Raw genomic sequence first — 20708 nt, 5'->3', positions numbered from 1 at the left:
CGGCAGCGCTCTCCCAGCCGTGGGGGAGCGCTAGCCTGAAGTATGGACGCTGTCACGGTTGTTCCTGTTCCAGTCAACGAGCCCGTGCATTCCTACGCACCGGGCAGTCCCGAGCGGGAACGGCTTGTCGCCAAGCTCGCCGAGATCGCCGCGGACTCGGTCGAGATACCGCTGGTGATCGACGGTAAACACCGGCCGGGCAGCGGCGAGCGGCACACGGTCGTCGCACCGCACCGGCACCGTCATGTGCTTGGCACCTACACCGACACCACGCCGTCGGAGGCCCAAGCCGCGATCGACGCCGCGACCGCGGCCGCACCCGGCTGGCGGGCGGTGCCGTTCGACGAACGCGCGGCGATCCTGCTGCGCGCCGCCGACCTGCTGGCAGGTCCGTGGCGCGAGACCATCGCCGCCGCGACCATGCTCGGTCAGTCGAAATCGGCGCAGCAGGCCGAGATCGACGCGCCGTGCGAGCTGATCGACTTCTGGCGGTTCAACGTCGCCTTCGCACGTCAGATCATGGCGCTGCAACCGGAATCGAGCGCCGGGGTGTGGAACCGGCTCGACTATCGGCCGCTGGAAGGCTTTATCTACGCGATCACGCCGTTCAACTTCACCGCGATCGCCGGGAACCTGCCGACCGCGCCCGCGTTGATGGGCAACACCGTGGTGTGGAAGCCGTCGCCGACGCAGACGCTGTCCGCGTTCTACACGATGCGGCTGCTGGAGGCGGCCGGTCTGCCGCCCGGCGTGATCAACATGGTGACCGGCGACGGCATCGACCTGTCGAAGGTGGCGCTGGCCGATCCCCGGCTCGCCGGCATCCATTTCACCGGCTCCACCAAGACCTTTCAGTACCTGTGGCAGCAGGTCGGCGCGAATATCGGCCGGTACCACGGTTATCCGCGGCTGGTCGGGGAGACCGGCGGCAAGGACTTCATCGTCGCGCACCCGTCCGCCGATCCGGATGCCTTGCGGGCGGCGCTGATTCGTGGCGCCTTCGAATATCAGGGGCAGAAGTGCTCGGCCGCCTCCCGCGCCTACATCGCGCGGTCGGTGTGGCGCACGATGGGTGACGACTTCCTGCAGCACGCCGGCGAGCTGAGCTACGGCGACGTGGCCGATCTGTCGAATTTCGGTGGGGCGGTGATCGATCAGCGCGCATTCGACAAGAACGCCGCCGCCATCCGGCGGGCCAGGGACGCCGGGATCACCATCCCGGTCGGCGGCACGTACGACGACAGCGAGGGCTGGTTCGTCCGGCCGACGGTGCTGCTGGCCGACGATCCGCACGACGAGTCGTTCGCGACCGAGTATTTCGGGCCGGTCCTTTCGGTGTACGTGTACGACGACGCCGAACCCGGTGCGTATGCCGCGATCCTGGCCGAGGCCGAGTCGGCGACACCGTACGCGTTGACCGGCGCGGTGTTCGCACGAGACCGCGCGGCGATCGAACAGGCAGACGCCACACTGCGATTCGCGGCGGGCAACTTCTACATCAACGACAAGCCGACCGGCGCGGTGGTCGGCCAGCAGCCGTTCGGCGGCGCCCGAGCCTCCGGCACCGACGACAAGGCGGGCTCTCCGCTGAACCTGCTGCGCTGGGTCGCCGCGCGCACCATCAAGGAGACCTTCGTGCCGCCCACCGACTATCGCTACCCGCACATGGCGGGTGACGAATGAGCAGGGGGCGCTGGTGAATCCGTTGCGGCCCGTGATTCTCGCGGCGGCGGGGTCGCCGCGGTTGCAGCGGGCGCTCACCGGCATCCCGGTCACCGCCGATATCGTGCGCCGGTTCGTGGCAGGGGAGACCAGGGCGGACCTGATCACCGTCGCACAGCGGCTGTTGCGCAGCGGCCGGATGGTGAGCGTGGACTTTCTCGGGGAGAACACCACCGACCGTGCGCAGGCCGATGCGACAGTGGCCGAATACCTTTCGTTGATCAACGATTTGGCGGCGCTGGAGCGGCCGTCGCTGACCGGTATCGAGGCTGCGCCGGTCGAGGTTTCGGTGAAGCTGTCCGCGCTGGGGCAGGCGCTGCCCGACGATGGACCGGCGATCGCCACCGAGAACCTGCACATCCTGTGCACCAAGGCGGCGCAGGCCGGCGTGTGGGTGACGGTGGACGCCGAGGACCACACCACCACTGCGGCTACCTTGGCGACGGTCAACGAGTTGCGCGGCGAATTCCCTTCGCTGGGGGCGGTTTTGCAGGCGTATCTGCACCGCACCGAAGCGGACTGTCGTGATTTGTCCGGCGCGGGCTCGCGAATCCGGTTGTGCAAGGGGGCCTATCGGGAGCCGCACGAGGTCGCGTTCCAGCGGTCGGCCGAGGTCACCGACTCCTCTCTGCGCTGCCTGGAGATCCTGATGCGTGGCGATGGCTATCCGATGGTGGCATCGCACGATCCGGCCGTGATCGCCGCCGCCGAGCAGCTCGTCACCGAAACAGGCCGTGGCCCAGGTCGATTCGAGCACCAGATGCTGTACGGCATTCGGGACGGCGAGCAGGTCCGGCTCGCCGAGGCGGGCAAAGCGGTGCGCGTCTACGTGCCCTATGGCAGCCAGTGGTACGGCTATCTGACCAGGCGGTTGGCGGAGCGACCCGCCAACCTCACGTTCTTCCTGCGTGCGCTGGTCAGCAAGTCCTGACGGCGGCCTAGACCAGTGGCTTGCCGAGCCGCATCCGCCTGCGCAGGTCGAACAGGTAGGCGTTGAGCGGAAACATCCGTGCCTGCTTGGGCATTCGGTTGGTGACAGCGGCGATGCCGCGCATCATCCGGTCGAAGCGGCGCTGATCGTTGTCGGTCCAGGTCAGCCGCATCTCGTCGCGCAGGTGCTGCGGCAGCAGCCCGGTGACCGTGAAGCGCTGCAGCCTGGCGAAGGTGAATTGGATCGGCCTCGGCATCATCTTCAGGTCGATCAAGTCGTTGAAGTAGTCGCGCAGCGCCGGTTCGATACTCCGCAGTGCGAGGTTCTCGTCCCAATACTGTTGGAACGCCGCACGATCGGCGGGCCACATCTCCTGGCGCATTTGCAGGGTGGTGCCGAGTCGCGCGCAGTACTGGTAGTAGTCGTCGGCGAGGTCGGCGCTCATCGGCCCGTGCATGCGGGTGTACAGGTCGTCGATGCCCCAGTAGAGGCACGCGGCGACCCAGAGCTGCAGTGTCGGGTCGAAGGCGTTGTATTTGACCGGGCTGTCCGGCCGGGAGCGCACTGGGCGATGCGAGACGTTGACCGCCTCGCGGTAGGCCACCCGCTCGTCCTCGGTGCCGAGCATGGCGACCGCGATGTAGCTCAGCGTGGTGCGCAGCCGCTTGATCGGATGCAGCATCACTTTGCCGCTGTCGACGGTGCTCTCCAGCACGCCGCGTCCGACCGGGCGGAGGCTGAGCTGCACGATGACATTGGCGGTGCCGCCGAGAAAGGCCGTGACACCGTCCAGGTACTGACCGACGTCGTCCGGCGTGAGTGTCGTGGTTCCCTGGCGTGCGGACCGGCCCGAAGCCGGGTCGTTCGCGGCGTACAGCGGTGCGGTCATCGTCGACCCCGTCTTTCTGTGTCCGTCCGCTCTCCGATGAGCACACGGTGAGAAGATTATGCCCTCACCATCTCATTGCCTCGGAATCCCTGTCAATGGGCCTGATATCCGGCACGCGGCGTGAAGCTCTGCGAGGATGTTCGTGTCATCGTTTCGTCGACGCGAATAGGGTGGAAGGCATGTCGAGGCTGACCAAACTGTTGCCGCTGGTGCGGAACGCGGGTCCGGAGGACCGCAACCAGGCGCGCGTGCTCGACGCCGCGATGCTGGCCTTCCTCGACTTCGGCATCAAACGCACCAGCATGGTCGAGGTCGCCCGGCGCTGTGGGCTGTCGCTGGCCACCCTGTATCGGCGCTTCGCCAGCAAATCCGACCTGATCGAGGCGGTCGGGCTGCGGCAGACCCGCGAGTTCGTCGAGGGCGTCGACGCGGCACTGCAACGGCAGGTCGATCGGGACGCGAGCGCGGAAGCGCAGATCGTCGAACTGTTCGCCGCGTTCATCAAGGGCCTGCGCGACAACGAGCTCGTGCACCGGCTGCTCGCCACCGAGCCCGAGCTGGTGCTGCCCTACCTCACCGTCAAGGGCGCGCCGGTCCTCGAGCTCGGCAGGGACTATCTGGCCGAGTTCATCAGCAGGTTGCAGCAGGAGGGCAAGCTGCCCGACTACGACCCGGAACCGTTGGCGGAGATGATCGCCCGCACCGCGCTGTCACTCGCGCTGACGCCGCAAACGGTGATTCCGCTGCACGACGACGCGGCGATCCGGCAGTTCGCGCGTGATCATGTGGTGGTGTCGTTCCGGGTACCGAGCACGCCGCACCGGCCCTGAACTCAGTGCGCGGCAAGCAGTTCGCGCGTAGCTCGCGGTAGCGCGTCGAGCAGGTCGGCGGTCTGCTCGGCCGCCGAGCCGTGGGTATGCGCCGCCACCGTGAAGCCTGGACCGAACGAGGCCGACGCGACATCGGGTGCGCCGACATCGGACCACCCCCACTTGGTGCCGAGGACGAACGGCAAACGCGAAGTGCCCCAATCCTGTTCGGTGCCGTCGACCGCGATCTCGCCCGCGGCGGCCATCCATTCGAAGATCAGCGACGCGGGTTCGGTGCGCTTCTTCGTGTCGAGGAAGTCGGCCACGTCCGCGGTGCTCGTTGTCGCGGCGCCCCAGTCGTTCGCCGCGTGCGTGTCGGCCAAATGGTATTCCGCCGCAACGGCATTGATCGCCTGCGGGTATTTCGCCGCAATGGTGGTCGCCGCGCCGTCGTCGGAGTAGCGGATCATCCGCTCGGCGAGGTCGCGGTCCGCGCGCGAGCCGTCGCCGTGGTGCAAGGCGTAGTCGGCGAGGTAGAGCTTGATCAGCGACAGGCTGGCCCGTTGTTCGTGTTCGTTCGCGGTGCTCCATTGCGCGCCGAAGGGGGAGCGGACCGAGATCGCGGTCCGTGCGGGGACGCCGTCGAGCTCATAGCTCTCCGCGTGCGCGATCGCCGCGGTGAGTGCGCAACACGTCGCCGCGGCGGCTGCCGCGATCGCAACGGTCCGATCGCCCATCGTTTCCTCCTGGCTCGGCCCCCCATGCTTCGGGTGCTGTGCTCGTCGAGACAAACGGTGTTCTTCGTGCCCTTCGAGATAACACTGCGCGGCGGGGAAAACGCGATCGCGACACGCGCTTGTTGATCAACTGCCCAGGCGCTCAGACCAGGCGCAGGCCCAGACGGCGGCGGACGCGCAGATCAAGGAGATAGGCATTCACCGGAAGCAGCCGCACCGGCCGCGGCAGCCACGCCTGGGTGGTGCCGATGGCACGCATGATGCGGTCCAACGCGCGGTCGTCGCGCTCGCTCCAACTGCAGCCCATCTGGTCGCGGAGATGCGGCGGCAGCAGGCCGATGACGAAGAATCGGTGTGCGCGACCGAAGGCAAGTTGGGCGGGGCGCGGCAGCATCTTCAGGTCGATCAGGTCGTTGAAGTAGTCACGGATCGGCGGGTCGATGGTGGTGGCGGCGAGGTGCTTCGCCCAATACTCGGCGAAGGCCTGCCGATCGGCGGGCCACATCTCGGCAGGCATCTGCAGCGTGGTGCCGAAGCGGGCGCTGAACTGGTAGAAGGCGTCGGCGGTCGCCTCGTCCATCGGCCCGTGCATGCGTTCGTACATGTCCTGCGCGCCCCAGTACAGGCAGGCGGCCACCCAGAGTTGCAGTGCCGGGTCGAAGGCGTTGTACCGCACCGGACTCGACGCGGTCGACCGTACCTGTCGATGCGAAAGATTCACCGCCGCACGGTAATCCGAGCGCTCGTCGGCGGTGCCGAACATCGCGACGGCGAGATAGGTGATGGTGGTGCGCAATCGCTTGATCGGATGCAGCATGACCTTGCCACTGTCGACGGTGCTTTCCAGCACGCCGTAGCCGACCGGCGGAGTGCTCAGCTGCATGATGACGTTCGCGGTCCCGCCGAGGAAGGCGGCGAAGCCGTCGAGGAGCTCCGTGACGTCGAAATCGTCCGGCGGCTGCGCTCGTCCGCCGTCGTCCTGCGGTTCGTGCGTCGATGCGCGATATGGCCTGGTCATCGTTGACCCCTGTCTCACTGAGAAGGCTATGCATGAACCTTCTCACCGCCTCATCGGGTGTGTCAACCGTCACTTCTCGAGGGTGATCCACCTGTGATCGGCCGAGGTTGCCTGGGTGTGTCCGGCCGGGCGAAGTAGTTTGGGCGCATGTCATTCGGTACGCCGCTGCTGCTCAGTTCCCTGGATCCGCTCGCCGTCGCAGGCGGTGCGGATATCCCGAATGCCATCACCATCGACGGGGCGACGTTGTCGCGCAGCGATCTGCTCGGCGCCGCCACCTCGGTCGCCGAACGGGTCGCCAGGGCCGAGCGGGTCGCGGTGCTTGCCGAGCCGACCGTGACCACGGTGCTCGCGATCGTCGGCTGCCTCATCGCCGGGGTGACCGTTGTTCCGGTGCCGCCGGACTCGGGGACCGCCGAACTCGCCCATATCCTGGCCGATTCCGGCGCGCAGGCCTGGCTCGGGAAGGCGCCTGCGGACAGTGCGCTGCCTGCGATTCCGGTGCGGGTGCACGCCAGGTCGTGGCACACCTACCCCGAACCGGATGCGGCCACCACGGCTTTCGTCCTGTACACCTCCGGGACCACCGGCTTGCCCAAAGGTGTTGTGCTCAGCCGCGGCGCCATCGCGGCAGGCCTCGACGCGCTGGCCGACGCCTGGGCGTGGACCGCGAACGACACACTGGTGCACGGACTTCCGCTGTTCCACGTGCACGGCCTTGTGCTCGGCGTGCTCGGGCCGCTTCGGGTCGGCAGCCCGCTGGTGCACACCGGCAAACCGACGCCGCAGGCCTACGCCGCCGCGCGCGGCACGCTGTACTTCGGCGTGCCGACCGTCTGGTCACGCATCGTCGAAGACCAGGACGCGGCAAAGCAATTGGCCGATGCCAGGCTGCTCGTGTCCGGCAGTGCGCCGCTACCCGTCCCCGTCTTCGAGCGGCTGCGCGACCTCACCGGTCATGCGCCCGTCGAGCGCTACGGCATGAGCGAAACCATGATCACCCTGTCCACCCGCGCCGACGGCGAACGCCGTCCCGGCTGGGTCGGCACTCCGGTGCGCGGCGTGCAGACCCGGCTGCGCGACGAATCCGGCGCGGATGTCGCGCACGACGGCGAAAGCATCGGCGGCCTGCAGGTGCGCGGTCCAATGCTGTTCGACGGCTACCTCAACCGGCCCGAGGCCACCGCGGAAAGCTGGACCGACGACGGGTGGTTCAAGACCGGCGATGTCGCCGTGATCGATGCGGCAGGCTTTCACCGCATCGTCGGTCGGGAATCGGTCGACCTCATCAAGTCCGGCGGATACCGCATCGGCGCAGGCGAAGTGGAGACCGTCCTGCTCGGCCATCCGGACATCGCCGAGGTAGCCGTCGTCGGCCTGCCCGACCCCGATCTCGGCCAGCGCGTCGTCGCCTTCGTCGTCCTGCGTGGCGCTGCAGCCGATTCGATCGAGCAGGACCTGATCGCCTATGTGGCCGAACAACTCTCGGTCCACAAACGCCCGAGGGAGATCCGCGTGGTCGACTCGCTCCCACGCAATGCCATGGGCAAGGTCCAGAAGAAACGCCTCAGCTAGCCCGCAACCTCGCGGGCTACTCGGTACGCCCCACCGCATCTCGCTCTGCTGTGGGGCGTTTCCATGCCGCTGGCGTCGCGGCGCGTCGGATACCGGTCAGTCGTTGGCGTGCAGTGCGGCGTTCAGCTCGATGCCGGTTCCCTTGCGCGGCACCACTTCCACGCCGCCGGTCAGCGAGTTGCGGCGGAACAGCAGGTTGTTCTGGCCGCTGAGCGTCGCGGCCTTGACCACGGTGCCGTCCGGGCCGGTGACCTTGGTGCCCGCGGTCAGGTAGAGGCCTGCTTCGACGACGCAGTCGTCGCCGAGCGGGATGCCGAGGCCGGAGTTGGCGCCGAGCAGGGAGCGTTCGCCGATCGAGATGACGGTGGTGCCGCCGCCGGACAGCGTGCCCATGGTCGAGGCGCCGCCGCCGATGTCGGAGCCGTCGCCGACCAGCACACCCGCGGAGATCCGGCCCTCGACCATGGAGGCGCCCAGGGTGCCCGCGTTGAAGTTCACGAAGCCCTCGTGCATCACGGTGGTGCCGGAGGCGAGGTGCGCGCCGAGGCGGACCCGGTCGGCGTCGCCGATGCGCACACCGGACGGAACGACGTAGTCGACCATCCGCGGGAACTTGTCGATGCTGTACACGGTCACCGGGCCGCGGGCGCGCAGCTTGGCGCGGGTGGCCTCGAAGCCATCGACCGCCGCCGGTCCGTGGTTGGTCCACACCACGTTGCTGAGCAGCCCGAACTGCCCGTCCAGGCTCACCTCGTGCGGGCGGACCAACCGGTGCGAGAGCAGGTGCAGGCGCAGGTAGACGTCGTGCGCGTCGACGGGAGCCGCGGACAGGTCGGCGATCGTGGTGCGCACCGCGACCACGTCGACGCCGCGGGCCTCGTCGGGGCCGAGCAGCGCCGCGTACTCGGCGGGCGCGTCGATCCGCTTCGTCCCGGTCTCGGCGAAATCGCCGAGCTCCGGGCTCGGGTACCAGGTGTCGAGGACGGTCCCGTCCGCGGTCACGTTGGCGATACCGACTGCTGCTGCTCCCTGAGTACTCACGTTCACAGAGGTTACCGACCCGCGGCCGCCGACGGTGACCCTCCTCCTCCGCTGTGCGCCACGGCACCACAGCCCGCGGGTGTGCCTCTCGGCGGTGCGGCCGTGTGCACGGTCGTAGGGTGGGGACGTGACCATCGACCTGCGTGCTGATCCGATTACGTTGACCGCTGCCCTCGTCGATATCCCGAGCGTGTCCAGGGACGAGGCGCAGATCACCGACGTCGTCGAGCAGGCGCTGCGCGAGCAGACGACCGGGTTCGAGGTGCTGCGGCACGGAAATGTGGTGCTGGCGCGGACGAATCGCGGCTTGCCGACGCGGGTGGTGCTGGCAGGCCACCTCGACACCGTGCCGATCGCGGACAACGTGCCTGGCCATTTCGCGGTGAACCCGGCGGGGGAGCGGGTGTTCTACGGGTGCGGATCGGTCGACATGAAGTCCGGCGACGCGGTGTTCCTGCACCTGGCCGCGACGGTCGCCGATCCGGTGCACGACCTGACGCTCATCTTCTACGACTGCGAGGAAATCGCCTCGGAATTCAACGGTCTCGGCCACATCGAGCGCGACCTGCCGCAGTGGCTGGCCGGCGATCTCGCGGTGCTCGGCGAGCCGTCCGGCGGCTGGATCGAGGCGGGTTGCCAAGGGACGCTGCGTGTTCGGCTGTCCACCGCGGGGGTGCGCGCGCACTCGGCGCGAGCCTGGCTCGGCGACAACGCTATTCACGGCCTGGCCCCGATCTTGCAGCGGCTCGCCGACTATCGTGCCCGCGAGGTCGACATCGACGGCTGCGTCTATCGCGAGGGGTTGTCCGCGGTCCGTGTCTCGGGTGGGGTGGCAGGCAACGTGGTGCCCGATGCCGCCGAACTGGAGGTGAACTTCCGCTTCGCCCCTGACCGCACGGTCGAGCAGGCCATCGAGCACGTCCGCGAGGTCTTCGCAGGCCTGGCGCTCACCTTCGAGGTCACCGACTCCGCCCCCGGCGCGCTGCCCGGCCTGTCCGCACCGGCCGCCAAGGATCTGGTCGCCTCGGTGAACAGCCACGGCGGCGGTGGCGTGCGCGCCAAGTACGGCTGGACCGACGTGGCCCGCTTCGCCGCCCGTGGCATCCCCGCGGTGAACTTCGGCCCCGGCGACCCGAACCTCGCGCACAAGCGCGACGAGCACGTCCCGGTCGACCAGATCACCGCCGTCACCGCGATGCTGCGCGACTATCTGACCGGCAAGGCCGGATGATCTTCGGCACTCGGGCACCGGGACCACACGCGGCTGACCACCACGTTGCGGTCGCGTCTCGGCGCAGAATCGACCCGCTGAACGTCGGACGACTTCTCCTGTCCACCAGGTAGCCGGTGCCGATCTCCCGGTAGCGTGGTCGGCATGTCCACCGACGCCGCTGACCGTGAGGTCGCCAATACGACGAAGCCGAAAGCCAAGTTCCGTGGGCCGATCGTCTTCCGGCGCGAGCGGATGGACGGCGTCGGCACCGCCGACCGGAATTTGCTGGATCAGCGCGGCGACGCCAACTGGGTGCACAACGACCCGTGGCGGGTGCTGCGCATCCAGGCCGAATTCGTCGAAGGCTTCGGCGCGCTCGCCGACGTGCCGCGCGCGGTCACCGTCTTCGGTTCCGCGCGCACCGGTCCCGATCATCCGGAGTACGAGGCGGGCCGCGCCCTCGGCGCCGCGCTGGCCAAGGCGGGCTTCGCGGTGATCACCGGCGGTGGCCCCGGCGCGATGGAGGCCGCCAACCGCGGCGCCTGCGAGGCGGGCGGCTATTCGATCGGCCTCGGCATCGAGCTGCCGTTCGAGCAGAGCCTCAACGAGTGGGTCGACCTCGGCATCAACTTCCGCTACTTCTTCGTCCGCAAGACGATGTTCGTGAAGTACTCGCAGGCGTTCATCTGCCTGCCCGGCGGCTTCGGCACCCTCGACGAGCTGTTCGAGGCGCTCACGCTGGTGCAGACCCGCAAGATCACCCGCTTCCCGATCATCCTGTTCGGCAGCAGGTACTGGGCCGGGCTGGTGGACTGGCTGCGCGATTCGCTCGGCGGCTCCGGCAAGATCTCGCCAGGCGACCTCGGCCTGCTGCACGTCACCGACAGCATCGAGGAGGCGGTGCAGATCATCCTGGCCACCGCCGAGGCGGGCGCGGCCGAGGACGCGATCGGCACCGAAGACCTGTGGTGACGGGGGCGCCCCCGCAGCTGTCCGATTCCGTGGTTCCGCGACGTGTGCGTCGCCGATGGAGGTGAAGTGATGGGCGAGCAGCCCTATGCAGTGTGTGTCTACTGCTCCGCGAGTACCGTCGACCCGAACTATCTGGCGCTCGCCACCGAGGTGGGTGCCGAGATCGCCAGGCGCGGTTGGCAATTGGTATCCGGTGGCGGCAACGTCTCGATGATGGGCGCGGTGGCCGTCGCCGCGCGCACCGGCGGTGCGAACACCGTGGGGGTGATCCCGAAACACCTGGTGCACAGGGAAGTTGCCGACGTGGACGCCGATGAGCTGGTTGTCACAGACACCATGCGGCAGCGCAAGCAGATCATGGAGGACCGGGCCGACGCCTTCCTCACTTTGCCTGGCGGAATTGGCACCTTGGAAGAGTTTTTCGAAAGCTGGACCGGAGGCCATCTGGGACAGCACAATAAGCCCGTGGTGGTGCTGGACCCGGATGGCTTCTACCGCGGCCTGTTCCGGTGGATCGATGAACTCTACGACCGTAAGTTCGTGCCCCAGGCCGCCCTCGACCGCATCACCGTGGTCACCGATCTTTCTTCCGCCTTCGCGGCATTGGAGGCGTGAGCTACACCCCCTGATGAGGAGAGCCTGACTGTGAGTTCCGACGGCCGTTCGACGGTGCGATTATTCGACTTGGCCAAACACCTTCCCGCGATGGCGCTCGATGGTCCGGGAATGCTACGCAATGCGCCAGGTCTGCTGGTCAAGCCGGACGACAGGTCGTCGGTCGGGCGCTACTTCCAGCGGGCCGCGCACAAGTATCCGAACCGTCCGTTCCTGCGCTTCGAAGGCACCGTCTACAGCTACGGCGAGGCCAATGCGGAGGTGAACAAGTACGCGCGCGTGCTGGACCGGCGCGGTGTGCGCCGCGGCCACGTGGTCGGCGTGCTGATGACCAACCGGCCCGAAACCCTGTTCGTGGTACTGGCTTCGGTGAAACTCGGCGCGACCGTCGGCCTGCTCAACCATCATCAGCGCGACCAGGTGCTCGCGCACAGCATCGGCCTGTTGCAGAGCGTGCTCAACGTCGTCGGCGAGGAATGCAAGGAGGCGCTGGACTCACTGCCTGGGCCACTGCCGAATGTGTTGTCCAGCAGCGATCTCCACGTCGCGGCGCAAGGTGAGGAAGACACCGATCCGCCGATCTGTGCGGACATCAGGGCCAAGGAGCGGGCCTTCCTGATCTTCACCTCGGGCACCACCGGCCTGCCGAAGGCCAGCGTGATGTCGCACCTGCGCTGGACCAAGAGCATGGTCGGGCTCGGTGGGCTCGGTATTCGCCTGCGTGCCAACGACACTCTGTACTGCTGCCTGCCGCTCTATCACAACAACGCGCTGACGGTCGCGCTGTCCTCGGTGCTCTGCTCCGGTGCGACACTCGCGCTCGGCAGGCAGTTCTCGGTGTCCCGGTTCTGGGACGAGGTCATCCGCGAGGAAGCGACGGCGTTCATCTATATCGGTGAGCTGTGCCGCTATCTGCTCACCCAGGACCCGAAGCCGACCGACCGGCAGCACAAGGTCCGGCTCGCGGTCGGCAACGGCCTGCGCCCGGAACTGTGGGATGCGTTCAAGCAGCGCTTCGGCATTCGGCGGATCGTCGAGTTCTACGGCGCGAGCGAGGCCAACATCGCCTTCGTCAACGCGTTCAGTGTCGATCGCACCGCCGGGTTCGGCCCGCTGCCGTATGCGGTGGTCGAGTACGACGAAGAGACCGGAAAAGCCAAGCGGGACACCAACGGTCGATTGCGCCGAGTCGGTACCGGTGGTGTCGGATTGCTGCTGTCCAAGGTCACCGGTCGCTCACCGTTCGACGGTTACACCGATAAGGCCGCTTCCGAGGCCAAGTTGGTGCGCGACGGCTTCACCGCGGGCGATGTCTGGTTCGACACCGGCGACCTCGTCCGCAATCAAGGCTGGCATCACATCGCGTTCGTGGACCGGCTCGGCGACACTTTCCGCTGGAAGGGCGAGAACGTGGCGACCACCGAGGTCGAGGGCGCGCTGACCCAGTCCGACGCCATCGATCAGGCCGTCGTCTACGGCGTAGATATCCCCGGCGCCGACGGCAAGGCGGGCATGGCCGCGCTGACGCTGCATCACGATGCGGTGTTCGACGGCCGCGCACTCGCCGCGCTGGTCTACCAGCGGTTGCCCGCGTACGCCGTGCCGCTGTTCCTCCGGGTCGTCCCGGAACTGGAGCACACCTCGACCTTCAAGAGCCGCAAAGTCGACCTGCGCAAGCAGGGCTACAGTCCGGACCCGCACAGCACTCTCTACGTGCTCTCCGGCCGCGCCAACGGTTATGTCCCGGCCTACTCCACCTTCCCCGAGGACGTCGCCGCAGGCCGCGCGCCCAAGAACTGACGTCGCCGCACACCTTTCTCGGGGGCCGTGCCCTTTTCTGAGGTCCGCAACCAGTGCGGTTCTCGAGAACGGGTGCGAATCAGGCGACAAGGCTGCACCTGGGGACCCAGATACATGACTCGGTACAGTCAGGGGATGTTCAGCACTACCGGTTTGCCGCTTCCTACCTTGTGTGGCAAGCCGGTGGCGACGGATCGGGCGCTGGTCATGGCCATCGTCAATCGCACTCCCGACTCGTTCTACGACAAGGGAGCCACCTTCACCGATGCCGCGGCGATGGACGCCGTCGTGCGGGCGGTGGACGAAGGCGCCGATCTGGTCGATGTCGGCGGCGTGAAGGCGGGGCCCGGTGCGCTGGTCGATGCCGAGGAAGAGGCGCGCCGGGTGATCCCGTTCGTCGCGGCCATCCGTGCGAAGTATCCGGAGCTATTGATCAGCATCGACACCTGGCGGGCCGACGTCGCACTGGCCGCGGTCCGCGAGGGCGCCGATCTGATCAACGACACCTGGGCGGGCGCCGACCCCGACCTGGTTCGGGTGGCGGCCGAGCACGGCGTCGGCATCGTGTGCAGCCACACCGGCGGACTGGTGCCGCGCACCCGCCCGCACCGGGTTCGGTACGCCGATGTGGTGGCTGAAGTGACCGATACCTTGGTGAACGCTGCCGAAAACGCGGCGGCCGCCGGGGTGCGCGCGGATTCGATTCTGATCGATCCGACCCATGATTTCGGCAAGAACACTTATCACGGTCTCGAGTTGTTGCGTGGAGTGGACGTTCTTGTAAAAACCGGGTGGCCTGTCCTGATGGCACTGAGCAACAAGGACTTTATCGGGGAGACTCTAGGTGTCGATCTTTCCGAACGATTGGAGGGCACATTGGCAGCAACCGCATGGTCGGCCGCCGCTGGCGCGCGTGTCTTCCGGGTCCACGAGGTCGCCGAGACCCGGCGCGTCGTGGACATGATCGCCGCGATCCAGGGCATCCGGCCCCCAGTACGCACCCTGCGAGGTTTGGTATGAACTTCCACCACCCCCACAGCCGCGAATACCGCCCCGACTGGGCGACGACAAACACCTGGGACACCCCGAACTGGTCGGTCGACGAGCTCGTCGCCGCCAAGGACGGTCGCACCGTTTCCGTGGTGCTGCCCGCATTGAACGAAGAAGACACCGTCGCCGACGTGGTGGCCAGCATTCGGCCGCTGCTCGGCACCCTCGTCGACGAGCTGATCGTGCTCGATTCCGGCTCGACCGACGCCACCGCCGAACGGGCCACCGCGGCAGGCGCCGAGGTGATCAGCCGGGAGCAGGCGGTGCCCGAGCTGGATCCGGTGCCAGGCAAGGGCGAGGTGCTGTGGCGCTCGCTGGCCGTGGCGGGCGGCGACCTGATCGCGTTCGTCGATTCCGACCTCATCGACCCGGACCCGCAGTTCGTGCCGAGACTGCTCGGCCCGCTGCTCACCGTCGACGACATGCAGCTGGTCAAGGCCTACTACCGCAGGCCGCTGCGGCAGGGCGGCGCGGTGGACGCGCACGGCGGTGGCCGGGTCACCGAGTTGGTCGCCCGCCCGCTGCTCGCCGCGTTGCGTCCCGAGCTGTCCCAGGTGCTGCAGCCGCTGGGTGGCGAGTACGCGGGCACCAGGGAGTTGCTCACCTCGGTGCCGTTCGCGCCCGGCTATGGCGTGGAGATCGGGCTGCTGCTCGACACCTATGACCGGCTCGGCTTGTCCGCGATCGGGCAGGTCAACCTGGGCGTGCGCGCACACCGCAACCGCCCACTCGCCGATCTCGGCGTGATGAGCAGGCAGATCCTCGGCACGGCGCTCGGCCGCAGCGGCGTGCAAGACTCGGGGGCGGCGCTCACCCAGTTCCCGCTGATCGGCGACGCCTTCACCGCGCACAGCACCGAGGTGTCGCTGGCCGATCGGCCGCCGATGAAAACGCTGCGCCCGGCATGGGCGGCGGCCTGAGCCGTAGCTGATCCGCGAACCCGGGCGCCGCTGGCGCCCGGGTTCGTGGCATTCGGGGCGAATTCGTCGGCCCGCCAAAGGATGCGATCCGCACATCATTAGTTGTCCTGCGAGTTTGCTGGCTGGACGCTAATGTGGAGTCGAGTCTTAGTTTCGAATTCTGTACGTCGAGATGTCGCCACCGCTGCGCACTCATGAGCAGGAGATACGTCTATGACTATTGGTGAGCTTCCCAAACAGGACACGCGGCAACCGGAGTTTGCCGGTCCGGATTACACGCTGGCGACATTGCGCGTGAACGGTCACGTATTTCCGGTGGCATTGGCACCTCGAGTCAGTTTGCTCGATGCCCTTCGCGAATACCTGCGCCTCACCGGCACCAAGAAGGGCTGCGACCAGGGTGCGTGCGGCGCGTGCACCGTGTGGGTCGACGGCAAGCGTGAATTGTCCTGTCTCACCTTGGCATTGAGCGCCGAAGGGCGCGAGATCACCACGATCGAGGGCGTGGCCAACGGCGAGGAACTGCATCCGGTGCAGCGCGCCTTCATCAGCTGCGACGGCTTCCAATGCGGGTATTGCACACCGGGACAGATCATGTCGGCGATCAAATGCATCGAAGAGGGCCACACCGGCAGTGACGCGGAGATCGCCGAATGGATGAGTGGCAATATCTGCCGCTGCGCCGCCTACCAGAACATCAGGGACGCGATAAAGGCCGCCAGCACGGAGATGGGGGAAACCCGATGAAGCCCATCGCCTTTGCCCGCGCGGAGACGGTGGACGAGGCGCTTGCTGCGGTGACCGCGCGCCCGAACACCGTATTCCTGGCCGGCGGCACCACATTGGTGGACATGTTGCGCATCGGCGCGATGGAGCCGGACAACGTCGTCGACATCAACCGGCTCCCGCTCACCGATCTGGAACACCTGCCGGACGGCGGACTGCGGATCGGCGCACTGGTCAGGATGAGCGAGGTGGCCGCCGATCCCGGTGTCGTCGAACGGTTTCCGTTTCTGTCCATGGCGCTGTGGAAGGGCGCGTCCGCGCAGATCCGCAACATGGCGTCGATGGGCGGCAACCTGATGCAGCGCGTGCGCTGCCCGCAGTTCCGCGATATCGCGTTCGCGTGCAACAAGCGTGATCCTGGCAGCGGGTGTGGTGCGCAGGAGGGACTGCATCGCGGCAACGCCGTGCTCGGCACCAGCGAGCATTGCTTCGCCATGCACCCCTCCGACGTGGCGATTCCGCTCACCGCGCTCGACGCCGTTGTCCATGTGCAGGGTCCGCGCGGCACCAGGGCCATCGCCTTCGACGACTTCTTCCTGCTGCCCGGCGACACGCCGCAGCGCGAACATCCGATCACCGCCGACGAGCTCATCGTCCGAATCGACGTGCCGCCCTTGCCGTTCGGGGTGCACTCGCACTATCTGAAGGTGCGCGACCGCGAATCCTATGAGTTCGCCGCCGCGTCCGCCGCGGTGGCGCTCGACGTGGTGGACGGTGCGGTGCGTGACGTCCGCATCGGTCTCGGCGGGGTAGCCACCAAGCCGTGGCGCGCCAAAATGGCCGAGGCGGTGCTGCTCGGCAAGCCCGCGACGAAGGAGAACTTCGCGGCGGCCGCCGCCACTGAGCTCGCGGCCGCCGACGGCAGCCACCTGATGAACACCTTCAAAATCGAACTGGCACAACGAACCATGGTGCGCACCCTGGAGACGGTGACCGCGAAGATCGCGCGGCAGGCTGGCCGGAAATGAGCGCGCCCACTGCACCCAAGTTGATCGGACAGGGCCTCGACCGTATCGACGGGCACGCCAAGGTGACCGGCGCGGCCAGGTACACCGCGGAGATTCCGATGCCCAACGCGGCATACGGCGTCCTCGTTGGCGCCGAGATCGGCAGCGGCACACTGACATCCCTCGACGTCGGGGCGGCCATGCGGTCCGGCGCGGTTGCCGTGTTCACCCACGAGAACCTGCCGAGGGTCGCGTCGGTGCCGCTGTTGCCGTCCATGTTCGGGCAGGCGGCGCCGGGCCAGACTTTCTTTCCCATGCAGGACACCACGATCCACTACTTCGGGCAGCCGATCGCCGTCGTTGTCGCGGACACCTTCGAGGTGGCTCAGGAGGCGGCTCGGCGGATCGAGGCCACCTACGAGGCGAAGCAGCCGCTGGTGCGACTTGACGACGGACGCGATCGGCAATACCCGCCCGACCGCATCTTCGCGGGCATGATCCCGGCGTCCCAGTCACGCGGCGACTTCCCGCGTGCGGCGGCCGCCGCCGCACATACCGTCGACGCCACCTTCCGATTCGCCGCCAATCACCACAATCCGATCGAATGCTCGGTCACCGCCGCGATGTGGAACGGGGACTCGGTCACCGTCTACGACGCCACCCAGGGCATCGTGGCCAGCCAGCTGACCATCGCCGCGTACCTCGGCATCTCGCCGAGCAAGGTGCGGGTGGTCACCGACTATGTCGGCGGCGGGTTCGGCGCCAAGGCCATGATGTGGCCGCATGTCACGCTGGCCCCGTTGATCGCACGGGAGCTCGGCAGGCCGCTGCGGGTGATCCTGAACCGTGAGCAGATGTTCTACGGCACCGGGTTACGCGAAGAGCAGGAGCAGCGAGTCACCCTGGTCAGCGACGCCGACGGGCGCTTCACCGGGCTGCGGCACCACAAGCTCTCCGTCACTTCGCCTTTCGACGATTGGGCGGAGCCGTCGCTGGAGGTGGCGAGCAAGGCGTACGGAATTCCGCACTGGGAGGGCCGGTATCGGCTCATCCAAGGCAACACGATGACGCCGACGTTCATGCGCGGGCCCGGCGAGGCCTCCGGCATGATCGCGCTGGAATGCGCGATCGACGAGCTCGCCGCCCAGCTCGGTGCGGACCCGGTGCAGCTGCGGTTGCGCAACCACGCCGCCGTCGACCCGGAGAGCGGAAATCCGTGGAGCTCAGACGGTTACCCCGAATGCCTGCGGCTCGCGGCCGAGCGCTTCGGCTGGGACGGCTACGACCGGACACCTGGTTCGCGCGTCGACGGGGACTGGCTGATCGGCTGGGGTGTCGGCACCGCGGGCTACCCGGTGTACGAACCGGGGCAGCCGCAGCGCGCACACGCCAGGCTGCGTTCGGACGGCTCGCTGGTCGTCCAGGCGGGCACCCAGGAGTTCGGCACCGGGGTGGCGACCGCGATGTCGCAGGTCGCCTGCGACGCCATGGGCATGCCGTTCGACCGCATCCGCTTCGAGATCGGCAACACCGACTACCCGAACATCGCGGCCACCGTCGGCTCCATCGGCGCAAGCGCGGTCAGCTCCGCGGTGCACACCACCTGCACCAAACTGCTCGCCAAGCTGATCGACATCGCGGTCGCCGACATCGACTCGCCGTTGCGCGGTCGCACGCCCGACGAGATCGAAGGAGTGGACAGCCACCTGCGGTTGACCACGGATCCCTCGGTCGCCGACGCCTACGCGGATATCCTTGCGCGCAACCATCTCTCGGACATCGAGACCACCGGCAGCTGGCGCCCCGCCGCCGAACCCGCGCCTTACGGCAAGATGAGCTTCGGTGCCCAATTCGCCGAGGTCGCGGTGGATCCCGAGCTCGGTTCGATCCGGGTGCGCCGGATGGTCGGCGCCTTCGCTCCCGGCCGGGTGCTCAACGTCAAGCTGGCGCGCAGCCAAGTGCTCGGCGGCATGAATTGGGGCCTGTCGCAAGCGCTCATGGAGGGCAGCGTCCCGGACGCCAGGGACGGCCGCTGGGCCAACGCCTCGCTGCTGGAGTACCTCCTCCCGGTCAACGCCGACGCCCCCGAGGTGGACATCTCCTTCGTCGAAGTCGCGGACTCGGTCGTGAACCCGTTGGGCGTCAAGGGCATCGGCGAACTCGGCATGGTCGGTGCCGCCGCGGCCATCGTCAACGCCGTCCACCACGCCACCGGCCTGCGCCTCCGCGACATCCCGCTTCGCCTGGAACACCTGCTCTGAGAACTAGCGGTGGATAGGGCCGTTCAGGCGTTCTAGCGGCCGCGCGGAACCACCACCACGCTCGGCGAGGATCTGCGCGGCGATCGAGATCGCGGTCTCGTCCGGCGTGTGCGCGTTGAGATCAAGCCCCAGTGGGCTTTTCAGCCGCGCCAGCCTGCTCTCGGTGACGCCGGCCGCGCGTAGTCGTTCGGTGCGCTCGGCGTGGGTGCGGCGGGACCCGAGCGCGCCGACGAACGCGATGTCGTCGATGCTCAACGCGGCCGCGATCATCGGCACGTCGAATTTGGTGTCGTGGGTGAGCACACAGACCACCGTGCGTCCATCGATCCGGCCCGCCTCGTGCTCGGTGCGCAGATACCGGTGCGGCCAGTCCACCACCACCTCGTGGGCGGACGGGAATCGTGCTGCGGTGGCGAAGGTTTCGCGAGCATCGACCACGGTCACCCGATAGCCGAGCTGGCGGCCGGTGCGGCTGAGCGCACGGACGAAATCGTTCGCGCCCGCCAGGATCATCCGCGCAGGCGTCGCGAAGACATGCACGAAGACTCGGGGCCGCGGGGAGCTGTCCGCCTCGCATTCGTCGGCCCCGACGATGCCGCTGCGGCCCGCGTCGAGCAGGGCCCGCGCATCGCGGTCGACGCCGTGCCAGGCGTCGGCGGTGCCTGGCCGGATCAGCTGCCATTCCGCGGAGGTGTCCAGCCGGGTGGCCAGCGCGACGGGGTCGCCTGCCGCGATCCGCGCCTGCAGCGCCGTCAGCACGGCGAGTCGCTCCTTCGGCACCGGTTCGACGAAGACTTCGATCTCGCCGCCGCAGGTCAACCCCACCGCGAGGCCGTCGCCGTCGGAATAGCCGAACCGGTCGGTCACCGCGTTGCCGGTGGCAAGCACCTGCCTGGCCGACTCCACCACCGCGGCCTCGACACAGCCACCGGACAGCGATCCGAAGACTTCGCCGTCGGCGGTGACGATCATGGCCGCGCCGGTTTCGCGCGGGCCGGGACCTGTCGTATCGACGACCCGGGCCATCGCCACCGGCCCTCGACCAACGAGCGCGATGAGTTGCTCGAGCATTGCGCGCATCAGCACGGTTCCTCTCCCGAGCGGGGCTGGCCGAGAAACCTCGGCTACTGCCAGCCTAGCTATTCGGAAGCTATTCGGCCGTGCGGCGAACCGGAGCGCTCAGGAGTCGCCGGACTGCGCCCCGGCCGTTTCCCGCTCCGGGGCGACCAGGCGTTCCTGCGCCTCCTCGGCCAGCGGGGTCCGCTGCTCTTCGGCGAGTCGCGCTCGCACCGCGGCAACGGTGAGCTGGTTGTCCATCGCGTTCGGCCGCCGCCGGACGGCGCTGATCACGCCGAGCAGGCCGATGACCAGAACGGTGACGCCGATGATGATGAACGGGTCCATCATTGCCTCCTCGGGGAA

19 protein-coding genes are annotated in these 20708 nt (G+C 67.9%); 13 read left to right on the top strand and 6 right to left on the bottom strand.

Annotated elements, in window-relative coordinates:
• Nucleotides 1-42 precede the first annotated feature (42 nt).
• On the top strand, nt 43-1683 hold the full coding sequence (gene pruA / locus ACGFNJ_RS09200) for an L-glutamate gamma-semialdehyde dehydrogenase (RefSeq protein ID WP_393445197.1): 1641 nt from the start codon (nt 43-45) through the stop codon (nt 1681-1683).
• Nucleotides 1684-1696: 13 nt separating this feature from the next.
• Nucleotides 1697-2653 carry a proline dehydrogenase family protein gene (locus ACGFNJ_RS09195; RefSeq protein WP_393445919.1) on the top strand — a complete coding sequence of 319 codons (957 nt, stop codon included), beginning with the start codon at nt 1697-1699 and terminating at the stop codon, nt 2651-2653.
• A 7-nt stretch (nt 2654-2660) separates the two neighbouring features.
• Here the strand turns inward: ACGFNJ_RS09195 and ACGFNJ_RS09190 are convergent, their stop codons facing one another.
• Complete coding sequence (locus ACGFNJ_RS09190; RefSeq protein WP_393445195.1) at nt 2661-3542, bottom strand: oxygenase MpaB family protein; 882 nt, start codon at nt 3540-3542, stop codon at nt 2661-2663.
• 179 nt (nt 3543-3721) lie between these two features.
• On the opposite strand from ACGFNJ_RS09190, the gene ACGFNJ_RS09185 reads away from it, so the two are divergent.
• Nucleotides 3722-4372 carry a TetR/AcrR family transcriptional regulator gene (locus ACGFNJ_RS09185; protein WP_393445193.1) on the top strand — a complete coding sequence of 217 codons (651 nt, stop codon included), beginning with the start codon at nt 3722-3724 and terminating at the stop codon, nt 4370-4372.
• A 2-nt stretch (nt 4373-4374) separates the two neighbouring features.
• On the opposite strand, the gene ACGFNJ_RS09180 is transcribed toward ACGFNJ_RS09185, so the two are convergent.
• Nucleotides 4375-5088 (bottom strand): hypothetical protein, encoded by a 714-nt coding sequence (locus ACGFNJ_RS09180; protein WP_393445191.1) that lies wholly within the window; start codon nt 5086-5088, stop codon nt 4375-4377.
• A gap of 142 nt (nt 5089-5230) precedes the next feature.
• Nucleotides 5231-6106: an oxygenase MpaB family protein gene (locus ACGFNJ_RS09175; protein WP_393445189.1), complete on the bottom strand. Its 876-nt coding sequence runs from the start codon at nt 6104-6106 to the stop codon at nt 5231-5233.
• A gap of 147 nt (nt 6107-6253) precedes the next feature.
• Here ACGFNJ_RS09175 and ACGFNJ_RS09170 point away from each other — a divergent pair, with 147 nt between their 5' ends.
• Complete coding sequence (locus ACGFNJ_RS09170) at nt 6254-7681, top strand: acyl-CoA synthetase (RefSeq protein WP_393445186.1); 1428 nt, start codon at nt 6254-6256, stop codon at nt 7679-7681.
• Between the two features lie 96 nt (nt 7682-7777).
• Here ACGFNJ_RS09170 and dapD read toward each other — a convergent pair whose 3' ends face one another.
• The gene (gene dapD, locus ACGFNJ_RS09165) at nt 7778-8722 is read right to left on the bottom strand and encodes a 2,3,4,5-tetrahydropyridine-2,6-dicarboxylate N-succinyltransferase (protein WP_393445183.1); all 945 of its coding nucleotides are present in this window, start codon (nt 8720-8722) and stop codon (nt 7778-7780) included.
• Nucleotides 8723-8849: 127 nt separating this feature from the next.
• Between dapD and dapE the strand changes: the two genes are divergently transcribed.
• From dapE to ACGFNJ_RS09120, 9 genes are all read left to right on the top strand, one after another.
• Complete coding sequence (dapE, locus tag ACGFNJ_RS09160; RefSeq protein WP_393445180.1) at nt 8850-9953, top strand: succinyl-diaminopimelate desuccinylase; 1104 nt, start codon at nt 8850-8852, stop codon at nt 9951-9953.
• A 144-nt stretch (nt 9954-10097) separates the two neighbouring features.
• On the top strand, nt 10098-10907 hold the full coding sequence (locus tag ACGFNJ_RS09155) for a TIGR00730 family Rossman fold protein (RefSeq protein WP_069164281.1): 810 nt from the start codon (nt 10098-10100) through the stop codon (nt 10905-10907).
• Nucleotides 10908-10976: 69 nt separating this feature from the next.
• Complete coding sequence (locus tag ACGFNJ_RS09150; RefSeq protein WP_069164227.1) at nt 10977-11522, top strand: TIGR00730 family Rossman fold protein; 546 nt, start codon at nt 10977-10979, stop codon at nt 11520-11522.
• A 30-nt stretch (nt 11523-11552) separates the two neighbouring features.
• Nucleotides 11553-13322: a long-chain-acyl-CoA synthetase gene (locus ACGFNJ_RS09145; RefSeq protein WP_393445177.1), complete on the top strand. Its 1770-nt coding sequence runs from the start codon at nt 11553-11555 to the stop codon at nt 13320-13322.
• A 135-nt stretch (nt 13323-13457) separates the two neighbouring features.
• Nucleotides 13458-14342, top strand: a complete 885-nt coding sequence (folP, locus tag ACGFNJ_RS09140; protein ID WP_393445174.1) for a dihydropteroate synthase — start codon at nt 13458-13460, stop codon at nt 14340-14342.
• Complete coding sequence (locus tag ACGFNJ_RS09135; RefSeq protein ID WP_393445172.1) at nt 14339-15292, top strand: glucosyl-3-phosphoglycerate synthase; 954 nt, start codon at nt 14339-14341, stop codon at nt 15290-15292. Before folP ends, ACGFNJ_RS09135 begins: the two co-directional genes overlap by 4 nt.
• Before the next feature lie 213 nt (nt 15293-15505).
• Nucleotides 15506-16039, top strand: a complete 534-nt coding sequence (locus ACGFNJ_RS09130; protein WP_393445169.1) for a (2Fe-2S)-binding protein — start codon at nt 15506-15508, stop codon at nt 16037-16039.
• Entirely contained in the window at nt 16036-17046 is a 1011-nt protein-coding gene (locus tag ACGFNJ_RS09125) for an FAD binding domain-containing protein (protein ID WP_393445167.1), read from the top strand. The genes ACGFNJ_RS09130 and ACGFNJ_RS09125 overlap by 4 nt, the downstream gene beginning before the upstream one ends.
• A complete protein-coding gene (locus tag ACGFNJ_RS09120; RefSeq protein ID WP_393445165.1) occupies nt 17043-19286 on the top strand; it encodes a xanthine dehydrogenase family protein molybdopterin-binding subunit in 2244 nt (747 codons plus the stop codon). Before ACGFNJ_RS09125 ends, ACGFNJ_RS09120 begins: the two co-directional genes overlap by 4 nt.
• Nucleotides 19287-19289: 3 nt before the next feature.
• On the opposite strand, the gene ACGFNJ_RS09115 is transcribed toward ACGFNJ_RS09120, so the two are convergent.
• Together ACGFNJ_RS09115 and ACGFNJ_RS09110 are read right to left on the bottom strand one after the other, a co-directional pair.
• Nucleotides 19290-20366, bottom strand: coding sequence for an XdhC family protein (locus tag ACGFNJ_RS09115; RefSeq protein ID WP_393445163.1), 1077 nt, complete (start codon nt 20364-20366; stop codon nt 19290-19292).
• A 99-nt stretch (nt 20367-20465) separates the two neighbouring features.
• Nucleotides 20466-20693 carry a hypothetical protein gene (locus ACGFNJ_RS09110; RefSeq protein ID WP_393445161.1) on the bottom strand — a complete coding sequence of 76 codons (228 nt, stop codon included), beginning with the start codon at nt 20691-20693 and terminating at the stop codon, nt 20466-20468.
• Nucleotides 20694-20708: the final 15 nt, after the last annotated feature.

Source organism: Nocardia sp. NPDC049149 (assembly GCF_043197455.1).
Taxonomy (GTDB): domain Bacteria; phylum Actinomycetota; class Actinomycetes; order Mycobacteriales; family Mycobacteriaceae; genus Nocardia.
This window is presented reverse-complemented; position numbering and strand designations above follow the sequence as displayed.